This window comes from Pedococcus sp. 5OH_020, assembly GCF_027812955.1.
Classification (GTDB): Bacteria; Actinomycetota; Actinomycetes; order Actinomycetales; family Dermatophilaceae; genus Pedococcus.
In genome coordinates this window covers 14,415-27,297 of record NZ_JAPYZV010000008.1, presented here as the reverse complement: position 1 = coordinate 27,297, position 12,883 = coordinate 14,415, and the positions used below count along the sequence as shown (strand labels likewise).

The 12,883-nt window shown below is 71.1% G+C and carries 7 protein-coding genes; 3 read left to right on the top strand and 4 right to left on the bottom strand.

Annotated features, from left to right (window positions below):
* Nucleotides 1-109 precede the first annotated feature (109 nt).
* From PHA84_RS15190 to mraZ, 3 genes are all read right to left on the bottom strand, one after another.
* The gene (locus PHA84_RS15190; protein ID WP_270888971.1) at nt 110-799 is read right to left on the bottom strand and encodes a hypothetical protein; all 690 of its coding nucleotides are present in this window, start codon (nt 797-799) and stop codon (nt 110-112) included.
* Nucleotides 800-884: 85 nt separating this feature from the next.
* On the bottom strand, nt 885-1,859 hold the full coding sequence (gene rsmH / locus PHA84_RS15185) for a 16S rRNA (cytosine(1402)-N(4))-methyltransferase RsmH (RefSeq protein ID WP_270888970.1): 975 nt from the start codon (nt 1,857-1,859) through the stop codon (nt 885-887).
* Between the two features lie 272 nt (nt 1,860-2,131).
* Complete coding sequence (mraZ, locus tag PHA84_RS15180) at nt 2,132-2,563, bottom strand: division/cell wall cluster transcriptional repressor MraZ (RefSeq protein ID WP_270888969.1); 432 nt, start codon at nt 2,561-2,563, stop codon at nt 2,132-2,134.
* Nucleotides 2,564-3,039: 476 nt separating this feature from the next.
* Here mraZ and PHA84_RS15175 point away from each other — a divergent pair, with 476 nt between their 5' ends.
* From PHA84_RS15175 to PHA84_RS15165, 3 genes are read left to right on the top strand one after another with little or no spacing between them, the layout of a single operon-like run.
* Nucleotides 3,040-4,017, top strand: a complete 978-nt coding sequence (locus PHA84_RS15175; RefSeq protein WP_442952914.1) for an AAA family ATPase — start codon at nt 3,040-3,042, stop codon at nt 4,015-4,017.
* A 13-nt stretch (nt 4,018-4,030) separates the two neighbouring features.
* Nucleotides 4,031-5,293 carry a DUF58 domain-containing protein gene (locus tag PHA84_RS15170; protein WP_270888968.1) on the top strand — a complete coding sequence of 421 codons (1,263 nt, stop codon included), beginning with the start codon at nt 4,031-4,033 and terminating at the stop codon, nt 5,291-5,293.
* Nucleotides 5,290-7,665, top strand: coding sequence for a transglutaminase family protein (locus tag PHA84_RS15165; RefSeq protein WP_270888967.1), 2,376 nt, complete (start codon nt 5,290-5,292; stop codon nt 7,663-7,665). The genes PHA84_RS15170 and PHA84_RS15165 overlap by 4 nt, the downstream gene beginning before the upstream one ends.
* 905 nt (nt 7,666-8,570) lie before the next feature.
* Here PHA84_RS15165 and PHA84_RS15160 read toward each other — a convergent pair.
* A complete protein-coding gene (locus PHA84_RS15160) occupies nt 8,571-12,701 on the bottom strand; it encodes a galactose oxidase-like domain-containing protein (protein WP_270888966.1) in 4,131 nt (1,376 codons plus the stop codon).
* Nucleotides 12,702-12,883 lie beyond the last annotated feature (182 nt).

Below are 12,883 nucleotides of genomic sequence, written 5' to 3'. Positions count from 1 at the left end.
CGGGCTGAGCCGGGTGCTGTCGTGCGCGGTGGGCCGGGGCGGGCGCCTCGGGTCTGCGTCACTGTGAACCTCGTGTCGGGATGTCGTGGTGGAGGGCTCGGGCCGTCCGCTAGGGAGTGGGCGGGGTGGGCGTCGCGCTGGGCGTCGCGGGAGGAGCCTGCCCGGCGACCTGCTTGCCGACCGCCGCCTTCGTGGTGGTGGTGCTGCTCGTGGTCCTGGTCTTCGCGTCGACGCTGGTGACCGTGGTGACCACGGAGCCGTCCGGCTTGCTCACCACCACGGAGGTTGTCGTGACGTCCCCCTTCTTCGTGACGGTTGCTCCGGTACCGGCCGCCTTGCTCGCCCCCGCCTTGCCGGCGCGTACCTGAGGGGCCGTGACCACGGTAAATCGCCGGTCGCCCGTCGCCGGCGTCGCCACGCCGAGGACCTTGCCGTCGCTCAGCCGCAGGAACGCCGCGGAGTCGGCCGGCACCATACCGAGGTGGGACGCGCGTGAGGCGAGGTTGGCGGGACTGCGCTGAGCGTCGATGGCCTGGGTCAGCGCCTCGTGCGCGTCGGTGAGCTCCCCCGAGGTCGACTGAAGGCGGTTGAGGGTGAAGGACCCTTCCGCCATCGCCGTGTTGAGCATCAGGAGGCCGACGAGGCCGCCCACCATGAGAGCCATGCAGAGCGCGGCGAAGACGCCGTTCCCCGGCTGGCCGATGGCGGCGGGGACGACCCGCAGCGGCTGCGGTGGTGTCTGCCGCCTCGGCGGCTGCGGCCGAGATGCGACCCTCGCCGTCGCAGTCTGCTGGCTCATCGGTGCGTTCCCTTCGTCGGGGTGTTCGTGGGGGCGTTCATGGGGGTGTCCGTGGGGGTGTTCGTCGGGGCGCTCGTGTGCGTACTCATCGCGGGCTCGTCTGCCGGATCCGTTCGGCGGCACGCAGCCGCACGGACGCCGAGCGCGGGTTCGCGGCCTGCTCCTGGGCCCCGGCCTCCTCGGCTCCACGGGTGAGCTGCCTGAGGTATGGCGCATGCTCCGGGAGCTCCACGGGCAGGCCAGCCGGAGCGCTGCTTCGGGCTCCCTGCGCCAGGACCCGCTTGGTGATCCGGTCCTCGAGCGAGTGGTAGGACAGGACGGCCACCCGTCCCCCGACGGGCAGCAGGTCGATCGCACCCGGCAGGGCGCGGGCCCAGACCGAGAGCTCGGCGTTGACCTCGATCCGCAACGCCTGGAACGTCCGCTTGCCGGGGTGCCCTCCGCTCTTCTGCGATGCAGCCGGCACCACGTGCTTGAGCAGCTCCACCAGCCGGCCGGACGTCGTGAAGGGCTCCAGCTCGCGCTCGCGCACGATGGCGGCGGCGATCCTGCGGGCGAAGCGCTCCTCGCCGAAGTCGCGCAGCACACCCTCGAGGTCTGCTGCTGAGTACGTGTTCAGCACCTGCGCGGCAGTCAGCCCGGCACTCTGGTCCATCCGCATGTCCAGCGGCGCGTCCTGGCTGTAGGAGAAGCCGCGGTCAGGCTCGTCGAGCTGCAGGGAGGAGACTCCGAGGTCGAAGAGGATGGCGTCCGCCTGCGGCAGCCCGAGGTCTGCGAGGGACCGCGGGACCTCGTCGTAGACGGCATGGACGAAGGTGGTGCGCTCGGCGTATGCCGCGAGCCGCTCGGCCGCGAGGGCCAGCGCCTCCCGATCCCGGTCGATCCCCACCAGCCTCGCTTCAGGGCAGTGGCGCAGGACCGCCTCGGCGTGTCCGCCCATCCCGAGGGTGCCGTCGACGTACACCGCGCCCGGGCGGCTCAGCGCCGGGGCCAGCAGCTCCACGATGCGGTCGCGCAGTACGGGAATGTGCCGGTCGGCGGCCACTCCTCGTGCGTTCATCGGTGCGCTCCTGCGTGTCCTGCGGGTCGGTCTGCGGAGGAAAGGGGCGGTGCCTGCCGCGGCCCTGGTCCTGGTCCTGGTCCTGGTCTGCGATGCGGTCCTGCTGTGTGGTCCTGGCGGGTGGTCCTCGTGGGCGGTCGGGGAGTCCGGCTTCCCTGCGTCCAGGTCTCCATCCGCTCCTGGGATGCCGCCCGGGACGGGGGAAGTCGTCCCGGGTTGCGAAGCGGCTGGAGACCTGGCTCCAGGGGCGGCTGAGCCACCCTGCGGATCTGTCAGAGCAGGCCTGGGATCACCTCCTCGGACTGGTCCGCGAAGCCCTGCTCGGTGCTCTCGAGGTAGGCGTTCCAGTTGTCGGTGTCCCACACCTCGACGCGGGAGCCGGCGCCGATCACCGTGCACTCCCGGGTGAGACCGGCATACGCGCGGAGGTTGGCCGGAATGGTGACGCGCCCCTGCTTGTCCGGCACCTCGTCGGAGGCGCCGGACAGGAACACGCGAGTGAAGTCACGGACGGCCTTGCTGGTGGTCGGCGCCGCCTGCATCTGCTCGGTGACCCGGACGAACTCCTGCATCGGGAAGACGTACAGGCAGCGCTCCTGACCGCGCGTCACGACGAGCCCGTCAGCCATCCGCTCGCGGAACTTTGCCGGGAGGAACAGGCGGCCCTTCTCGTCGAGGCGGGGGCTGTGCGTCCCGAGAAACACGGCCCACCTCCCCTGTCATCGCCCGACGAGCCCCACGGCTCTCTTGTTTCCCCCACTTTACTCCACTTCTCACCTCAGCGAGACGAAATCTCCCCACAACTCTGTTGTTTCTCTGCTGTTTCCGCAGGCCAAAGTCGTGGTGCAAAGTGGTGGATGTTCTTCGGTCCGTTCCTGTGCGAAGGTCCGGCACCACGGGCCGCGCACAGTGCCCGACCGGTCGGAGGCCGCACCAGCACGCGACCGCAGCACGAACTCGGGCTCCGGCTCGCTCGTCGGGCCGCCGATCCGCTGGTCAGAGGCGGGTAGAGAGGTCACGAGACGGGAAACCCTCTGTCGTGGTGGAGCGTTGTGGGGGAAGATCGATCAACCACCTCGGGGGCACGGTGGCAAGCCACGGCGCGACGGAAGGACCAGCAGTGCACGACAGCCGCGAGAACCAGGCAGTGGGCGCCGCAGGCCCACCCAAACCGGAAAGCCTGCTCTCGCTGCCGGCCGGGTCGCCCGCCTCGCTGGGTCAGGTGACCGCGGTGGCGGCTCGTCTGGCCCGCGCGATGAACTCGGTGATCGAGGGCAAGCCTGATGTGGTCCACACCGCCATCACCGTCCTTCTCGCCGAGGGTCACCTCCTCCTCGAGGACGTGCCGGGCGTAGGCAAGACGATGTTGGCGAAGACGCTCGCCAAGTCGATCGACTGCTCGGTCCGTCGCGTCCAGTTCACGCCGGACCTGCTGCCCAGCGACATCACCGGCGTGAGCGTGTTCAACCAGGACGTCAGGGACTTCGAGTTCCGTCCCGGGGCCATCTTCGCCAACGTGGTGGTCGGCGACGAGATCAACCGGGCCTCCCCCAAGACGCAGTCGGCCCTGCTGGAGTCCATGGAGGAGGGCCAGGTCACCGTCGACGGCCAGACCTACGACCTTCCGAAGCCGTTCATCGTCATGGCGACCCAGAACCCCATCGAGATGGAGGGCACCTACCCGCTGCCGGAGGCGCAGCGCGACCGGTTCATGGCCCGCATCTCTCTGGGGTACCCCTCCGCGCGGGCCGAGGTCGCCATGCTGGACACGCACGGACAGGTGTCCCCGCTCGAGACGCTGAGCCCGGTCACCGACGCTGCGACCGTGACCGCCATGGTGCGGGCAGTCCGCTCCGTGTTCACCAGCGACGCCATCAAGCAGTACGTCGTCGACCTCTCGGCGGCGACCCGGTCCAGCTCCGCACTGCGGCTCGGCGCCTCCCCGCGCGCAACCCTGCACATGCTGCGCGCGGCCCGCGCGCACGCCGCGCTCGAGGGTCGCGACCACGTGCTCCCGGACGACGTCCAAGCCGTGGTCCTGCCGGTTCTGGCGCACCGCATCATCCCCACCGGAGAGACCCAGCTGGCCCGGCGCAGCACCGGGGAGGTCCTGCAGGATCTGATGCGACGGGTTCCAGTCCCGGCCTCGGGACGCTGAGGACGGCTGGCCCGTGCGCAGACTTCGTGACCTGCTCACGACCCGTGGGCGTGCTTTCGTCGCCGCCGGGGTGACGCTGGTGGTGTGCGGTATAGGCCTCGGCTTCGAGGACCTGACCCGGGTGGGCGTCCTGCTCGTCGCCCTGCCGTTGCTGAGCGGCCTGCTCATCCGCCGGCACGACCTGAGGTTCTCGCTGGAGCGCACGGCGGTACCGGGACGCATCCAGGTCGACGAGCAGTCCCTCGTGACGCTGGGCATCGAGAACGCCGGGGCCGCGGCGAGCCCGCTCCTCATGGCCGAGGAGCAGCTCGACTACGCCCTCGGGGACCGTCCGCGCTTCGTCGTGCCGCGGCTGCGCCGCGGCGACCGGCAGGAGGTGCACTACTCGGTGCGGTCCCATGTCCGCGGGCGCCACCGGCTCGGGCCGCTGGGGATCCGGCTGCGGGACCCCTTCGGGCTGAGCACGAGGGTGGCGGCGATCTCCGGGTCGAGCGAGGTGCTCGTCCTTCCGCGGATCGTGCCGCTGGGCGGGGGGCAACCCGCGGGCAGCGGGGTGGGGGCCGAGGGTGCCATCCCCCACATGGTGGCGCTGCACGGCGAGGACGACGTCTCCATCCGCTCCTACCGTGACGGGGACGACCTTCGCAGGATCCACTGGCCGGCGACCGCCAAGACCGGCGAGCTGATGGTCCGTCAGGAGGACCGGCCGGCTCGCCGCCGCGCCGCGGTCGTGCTCGACTCCAGGACGCGGGGGCACCACGGTTCGGGCAGCTCAGGGTCGTTCGAGTGGGCGGTCACCGCATGTGCGTCGGTCGCCGTGCACCTGCTGGACCAGGGGTATGCAGTGCATCTGGTGTGCGACGAGACCGCCGAGGACGGCCGTGCGACCACCGCCCTGGAGCTCGACCCCTTGCTGGACGTCCTCGCGATGGCCGAGACCGGACCCGACGACCGGTTCGCCGACGTGCTCCACGCTGCCCATCCGGTGACGTCCTCGGGTGGGCTGGTCCTGGCCGTGGTGACCGAGCTCGACGAGGAGCTGGCTCGCCGGGTCGCCTCGCTGCGCCAGCCCGGTGGGACCGCACTGGCCATCGTGCTCGATCCAGGGGGGTTCACGCCCTCGCGGCGCCGACCGTCGCCGACCGGGGACGAGATCGCCTGCGTACCGGTCCTGCGAGGTGCGGGCTGGAGTGTGGCCGTCGTGGGAGCCGGCGACGGCATCGCCTCGGTCTGGGACGTGCTGTCCGGGTCGACGAGAAGGGTAGGAGTGGCATGAGCCGCGGACGGGTTCCCGAGTCGCTGCTCGCGGGTGCGGCGACGGCGGTCGTCGCGTGGCCGATGACGACTCTGTTCACGCCCAGCACGTGGATGCGTCCGACCCTCGCGATGGTGGCGGTCGTGGCGATCGCGGGTATCGGCGCCAGGCTGTTGACGACGTCGGCCATTGCCGTCGCGGGCGCCCAGCTGGGCGCCGTCGTCCTCGCGGCGGGCGCTCTCTACGGCCGTGGGCACCTGTGGCACGGGCTACCCACCGTCGACATGGTGCTGGCGTTCAACAACCTGCTCGTCGACGCGCGCGAGACGATCCAGAACTACGCGGCGCCTGCGCCGACCAACCGTGGCATCACCCTGGCGATCGGGCTGGCTGTGGCACTCACGGCGATGACCGTGGACCACCTCGCGGTGATGCGCCGGTCCCCGGCGATGGCGGGCCTTCCCCTGTTGACGGCGTTCCTCCTTTCGGCCTCGAACTCCGGCGACTCGCTGAACCCCATGTTCTTCGTCGCTGCCGCCGGGGTGTGGCTCCTGATGCTGGGCCGCCAGGGCGTGTCGTCCTTGCGCCGCTGGAGCACGACCGCGCCGATGAGCACGTCAGGGCGGCGCCAGGACGACCGCGACGGCGCCTACGGGTACGCCGCGGTGGGACGCACGCTCGCGGTGGCCGGCCTCGTGACGGCGGTCGTGATGCCGGTGGTGATCCCGCACTTCCCCACCCGGTACCTCATCGACGGCCTGGGCCGATCCAGCGACGCCACCGGGTTCAGCGACGGGCAGGTGGGCCTCAGGACGACGCTCGACCTGCAGAAGAGCCTCGCGAGCCCGTCGAAGGCGGCCGTGCTGAGCTACACCACGAATGCACCCATCCTCACCCCGCTACGGGTCGGCGTGCTGGAGGACTACGTCAACGACACCTGGGTGCCCGACAGCGCCGACGTCAGCTACAGCAGGCGCGCGAGCGTGCCGCTGCCCGCCGAGCTTGACCCCAGCACCCCGCGGGAGACCTACCGGATCTCAGTCAACGACTCGCGGATCGAGGCGCCGCAGATCGCCGCGCCCACCCCGCTGCTCTCCGGGGACCTCGACGGGGTCGCCTGGGGGCTGGATCGCAGGACCTCCGTGGCGAGCGTCAACCGCTCGGCCAAGTCGTACAGCTTCAGCTACCTGGCCCTCAACCCCACGTCGGCGGCGCTCAGCCAGGACGTCGAGCCGGAGACCAGTGGCTACCTGGCTCCGGAGCTCCAGGTCGACCCCGCGTCGCAGGCCCTGGTGCGCAAGGCGGTGTCCGAGGTCGTTCCCCAGGGAGCGTCCCGCATCGAGGCCGCCAGGGCCATCCAGAAGTATCTGCGTACCGACGGAGGCTTCGCCTACTCCCTGCAGCTGCCCGACACCGTGACCAACAGCTTCGGCCAGGCGGAGCGGCCCGACGCCATCTCCCTGTTCCTGCGCTCCAAGGTCGGGTACTGCGTCCAGTTCGCGACGGCCATGGTGATGATGGCACGCAGCAGCGGCATCCCGGCCAGGATGGCGATCGGGTTCCTGCCCGGGACCGCTGACCGCGGCGTCTACACGGTGCGCGGGTCGGACGCCCACGCGTGGCCGGAGCTGTACTTCAACGGGATCGGCTGGCTGAGGTTCGAGCCGACCCCCTCAGGCACGCAGAACACGGTGGCACCGCCCTACTCCCTGCCGCCGACCACCCCCGACAACAGCGACTCGCCGGAGAACACGGCCGCCGGTAGCGCCACCTCCGCGAACACGCGCCGCGACGGCGGCAACGACCCCGGGGCGCAGGACCGCACCACGACCAGCGGGACCACCTCGCGGCTGACCTCCTGGCTGGGACCACAGGCCAGGACGGTGGTCCTCTCGGGGCTGATCGGGCTCCTGGCCGGCGTTCTGGGGTCGCTCGTGGTGCCGCTCGCTGCGCGCAGCCGGGTGCGTCGCCGGCTGAGGCAGGCGCCCGACGAGGCGACCCGGATCGAGCTCGAGTGGCAGACCATGGTCGAGCGGATCGGCGACCTGGGGGTGACACCTCCGCGGGGAAGCACGCCCCGGCAGGCCGGCCGGTTCTACCAGCGAGAGGCCTACCTCGAGGGCGACCAGACCCAGGCTCTGCGCCGGGTGGTCGACGGCGTGGAGCGGTCTCGGTACGCCCCGCCCGGCACGACGCTGACGGACATCCGGACCGACACCAAGAAGGTCGTCAAGGCGGTGTCGGCGGTCCGCCGTCGCAAGGACCGTCTCCGTGCGGCCTGGTGGCCGACGGAGGGAGTCGTCGAGTGGCGCGAGCGCAGGGACTCGGTGGCGCGCCGACTGCGTCGGCCCTGGGAGCGGCTCCAGGACTGGCGCGCGACCCGCCGCGACTGACCCGAAGTCCGGGACTTCGGCGCGACACGCCGGGCGAGCGCCCGAAGTCCCGGACTTCGGCGGGGGGATGCGCCCATCTGCTCACGCGGCCATGGGCGGCCGTGTCGAGACCTATCTGAGCCGGACAGGCACTGCCGACTGGTCGAGCTGGGGGCCAAGACCTCGCCGAACCAGACGGTGACGCACGGGAGACGGGCGACTCAGCCGGACGAGGACGAACCCCGGCGCGAGGATGCCCAGCAGCACGGCGGGCGACCAGCCCAGCACATCGCGAACGGGCTGCCCGTGAGCCACAGGGTCGACAGCCACGCCAGACTCACGACCGTTGCTGCGAGGAGCCGTGACACGTGTGCTTGAGCGGCTGACCAGCCGAGCGCCTCACCGGTTCGTCAGAGTGGGGCGGCTGCGTGCGGTTCCTCCACGCGTTGACGGGTGCGCCGCCGCAAATGCTAGCCCTTGCCGAAGCCTCGGTCCCCCTGGCCGGGTGCGTGCGGCCAGTGACGTCAGCCGCGATGGGACGGGGCGGTCGCTCAGGGCTTTCGGCGGCCCCGACGTGCCCGGAGCCCAGCGGTGGTCACCGTCGCGGCGACCGCGAGAGCGCTCGCCAGACACCCAAGGGGTATGGGCAGGCAGCATCCTGTGCAGGAGACGCGGGTGCCGTGCCGGGTGGTGGTCGAGTACGTCGGAAACGGTCCCAGACGGAACCGGCCTGGCCTGGCGGGGGTCATGAGCGCCCTTCTCTGCCGAGTCGGGCGGCTCCTGGCGGCTCACCCGAGCGGTGTCATGCCCGGGGTCACGTCGGACCAAACGGTGGTGAGACCCGCGATGGGAACCGCCATGAAGACCGCTATGAAACAAAGACCGCTGTGGAAACCGCGCCCGGGGCGCCCGTCCGTCGGCTGCGGTCACGGGCTCGCCAGCACCTCCACGAGGGCTAGGTCGTAGCGATCCCCGACGGGCCCGGTGTCGTTGATCGTGACCGCCGTGCCGGAGGCTGGGGTCGGCGCGTTCTGGCGCTGGACCCAGTAGGTGTCCGCGGCCGGGGCCAGGAACTGGTCCACGAGAGTCTGCCCCGTACCCACCGTGCGACTGGTCGCGGTGCTCCAGTCGGTGCCCACCCCCCAGACCCAGCTGCCGGCGCGGGTGGTGGTCAGCGTGGCGGCGGGGGCGCCGGACGACGCGCTGGTGGCGGTGACGGCCCCCGGGGCGGTGTCCGCGCCCAGAAGCGCTACCACCGTGAGGGAGGACTGGAAGGAGCCAGACGCCTGCGTTGCGGTGATCGTGGCATTGCTCAGCGGAGTAGCTGCCACGGCGCGCCAGATCTCGGCGGTCCCCGGCTGGGCGTTGGCCCGCTGGCGCAGCGTCCAGGTGAGCCCGCCGCCGGACACACCGCTGATGCTCTCCGTCCCGCTGCCGCTGGGACCGTCGGAGCTCACGAAGGCAAGGATCAGCTCGTTGGTGCCGGTGGTGGTCACGCCGGGAGCCGAGACCGTCGTCGCAGCACTCCCCTGATGGCTGGACACCAGCTTGTCCACGGTGATCTGCCGTGCGCCTGATGGGACGGTGGCCGTCGCCGTGTTCGACGCCGGGCCGACGTTGCCGGCCGCGTCCTGCGCGGTCACCGTGTAGCTGTAGGTGGTCCCGGCAACCACTCCCGTGTCGGTGAACCTGGTGACGGTCGACGTGCCGAGCGTGGCGCCGCCGCGGCTGACGTTGTACCGCACCACCCCGACGTTGTCCGTTGCGGCGGTCCAGCTCAGTGCCACCTGACCGCTGGTGGCGGTGGCCGTGAGGGCGGTCGGTGCGTTGGGGGCCGTCGTGTCGCTGAGGACCGTGGCGGTGGCCTCCACGGACGGCGGGCTCAGGTTCGCCGCAGCGTCTTCCGACTTCACCCGGTAGTAGTAGGTGCCGGCCGGCAGCCCTGCGTCCCGGTAGGAGGTGGAGGTCCCGGCCACCTGCGCCACCTGGTTGGCCGGACCAGGCAGGAACCCCGCGGTCGTCGAGCGGTAGACGTCGTACGCGGCCACGCCGATGTCGTCGGTCGCTGCCGCCCAGGTGAGGTCGACGCGACCGATCCCGCCTGTGGCGGTGAGGCTCGGTGGGGCGCTCGGCGCAACGATGTCCTCGGACGGTGCTGGGAACCGGACCACCGTGCTGACCGAGGGGACGCCGCTCCCGTTGACGATGGAGAGCAGGTAGTAGCCCGGAGGGGCGAGCTTCCCGTTCGCCGGCAGCTGCACGTCGAGGCCGCCCGTGACCGCGGTGAAAGGCAGCGTCAGGGCGCGCGTGTTCTGGTCGAAGGAGTGCGTGACCGAGCCGGTACGGATCAGGGACACCGAGCTGATGCTGCCCGCATCCGGAGTCTTGATGGACGCCGTGCCCCCGTACCGGACGGTGCTGGGCGCAGAGCTGATGGTGGGTCGTGCTCCCTTGAAGAGGTAGCTCGGGGAGTAGATCTGGTAGTTGTTCTCGTCCGCGACGCCCGCGTCGCCACCGGATCCGGAGACGAAGACCCGGCCGTCCGGAAGCAGCAGGGCGACCGAGTGGTAGAGCCGTGGCACCGTCATCGAGGCGACCGTCCTCCACGTCCCCGAGGTGCGGTTCCAGACTTCGGCGGGCAGGACCGCGTTGGCCTCCACGTAGCCGGACTTGTCGGTCCCGCCCCCGGTCGCGAGCACCGTACCGTCAGGGAGGTTGGTGAGGTTCACGAAGCTGCGCGGGAAGGCCATCGCGGCGGTGGGTTGCCAGGTCGCGCCCGGCTGGTTCAGGTCCAAGGTGTAGGCGGTGCTCGCGGAGGGTCCGGTGAACCCGGAGTCCGAGGCTGAGCCGGCCTTCAAGAACTTGCCTGGCGCGTAGTTGGTGATGGAGGCCGCGTCGACGACCCGGCTGTCGACAGTGCTCCACTGCTGGGTCGCCACATCGAGGGCGAGGGTCGACGTCGGCTCCTCCGAGGCGCCGGCCTGCAGGACGCGGCCGTCGGGCAGCTGGTACATGAAGGGGTAGTACGGGATGGACCGGGTGGCCGTCGTGAGGTCCGTCCACGTGTTGGTCTGCGGGTCGTAGACCTCGGGGGTCTGGACGAGGTCGGTCAGGCTCCCGTTCGAGCCTGAGGTCACCAGGACCCGGCCGTCGGCCAGGGTGGTGGCCGTGGGGTACCAGCGTGGGTGGTGCATGGGGGCCAGCGTCTGCCAGACCTGGGTCGCGGGGTTGAAGGCGGTGACCGCGGTGATCCCGAGGCCGCCGCTCGTGGCAGTTCCGCCCACCACGAGGATCCGGCCGTCGGCCAGCACGGCCTGGCCCGCGCAGAACAGGTCGGCCGCGGCGTTCGGCACCTGCGTGGTGGCCCCGGTGGTCGGGTCCAGGAGGTACTGCTGGCCACCGGTGGTGAAGTCACCCTGAAAGGTCAGGACCTTCCCGGTGTAGGTCAGTGCTGCGTGGATGGACACCTCGGGCCAGGCCTGCACGGGGCCCCAGGAACCGACGAGGCTGGGGTCGGCCGAGCCGTTGCTGACCGTCACGCTGACCGTCGTGGCGGTGGTCGTGTTCCCTGCCGCGTCACGGGCGACGGCGGACAGCTGATGCGCCCCGTCAGTGGCAGCGGTGGTGTCCCAGGGGACCGAGTAGGGCGCCGTGATGTCTTCGGAGCCGAGGGCCGCCCCGTCAAGCCGGAGCTGCACGCCGACGACTCCCACGTTGTCGGAGGCGGTTGCGGTGACCTGGACCGTGCCGGCGACCGTGGCGCCGCTCGCCGGGGCGGTGACACTGACCGAGGGGGGCGTCGTGTCGGCGGGTGGGGCCGCCGTCGTGAACGTGGCGTCGCTGGACAGGGCCACATTGCCCGACGCGTCGGCCGACCTGACCTGGTAGTGGTACGTCGTGCTCGCCACGAGTCCCGCGACGGTCTGCGAGTGGCTCGTGACCAGGGCGCCCGCCAGGGTCGTCGACGAGCCATAGGTCGTGGTCCGGCCGTAGACCACCTGGGAGTCGGATGGCTCGTCAGTCCTCCAGGTGATGGTGGCTGCGCTCGGGGTCGGCGTGCCGCTCGAGATGGCGGAGATGGTCGGCGGGGTGGTGTCAGGCGCCGGCGTGGTGACGGATGCCGGCACCGAGTCCGGTGAGACGTTTCCCGCCGCATCCACCGCACGCACGGTGTAGGAGTACGTCGTGCGTGCCGTGGCAGTGGTGTCGGAGTACGTCGTGGCGCTGGTCGTGGTCCCGATCTGGCTCGCGCCGCGCAGGATGCGGTAGCCGGTCACCCCGGTGTCGTCGGTGGCAGCCGTCCAGCTCAGGTTAACCTGTGTGGGGCCGGGTGCCGCTGCGGTGAGGTTGGTGGGAGCGGTGGGTGCCGTGGTGTCATCTGCGGCGACCGGGATCTCGACCAGTGACAGGTTCCATCGGTCCGCGGTGGGTGCCGTGTCGTTGATGGTGACCGGCGTGCCGGCACTCGGCGTGACCGCGTTCTGGCGCTGTACCCATAGCGTGTCGCCGCTGCTGGCCAGGTACTCGTCGACCTTGGTCTGCCCCGTCCCGACGGTGCGCGCGATCGCGTTGTCGTAGTCGTTCCCGACGGCCCAGACCCATGAGCCGGCCCGAGAGGTCGTCAGGGCGGCGGTGGGCGCGCCTGTGGCGGCGCTCGCACCCTTGGTTGCGCCGTCCACCGTCAGGCTCGCGCCAGTGAACGTGGCCACCGAGATGGAAGCCAGGAACGAACCGGAGTACGTCGCCCGCACCGACACGTTCGTGAGGATGGCCGGGGTGACGGCCTGCCAGATCTCCGCAGTTCCCAGCTGGGCGTTCGTGCGCTGCCGCAACCGCCAGGTGAGTCCCGCGCCGGTCACCGAGCTGACGGCCTGGGTCGGCGTGGAGGGTCCGTCGGTGCTGACGAAGGCCAGCAGCAGCTCGCCCGGCTGGGCCGTCGTGAACACCGGCGACGTCACGCTGGTCGTCGACGCCGTGCCATGGGTCGAGACCAGTCTGTCGAGGGACAGAGTCCCAGCCGCCAGAGCGACGGGTGCCTGGACCAGGAGGCTTCCCACGCTGCTGATCCCCACCACCGCGCCAACCGCTACGGTCGCCAATCGCCGTATACCCCGACGAACCATGTCCGCTCCTCCGTCACGATGCAGTCGACCTGCCTCGACCAGTCGATGAGGAGGAGGCGTCCGTGGGTCACCCTGCGGCGAACGGAGTCAGAGGCGCCGGACCCGGGAACCACCCC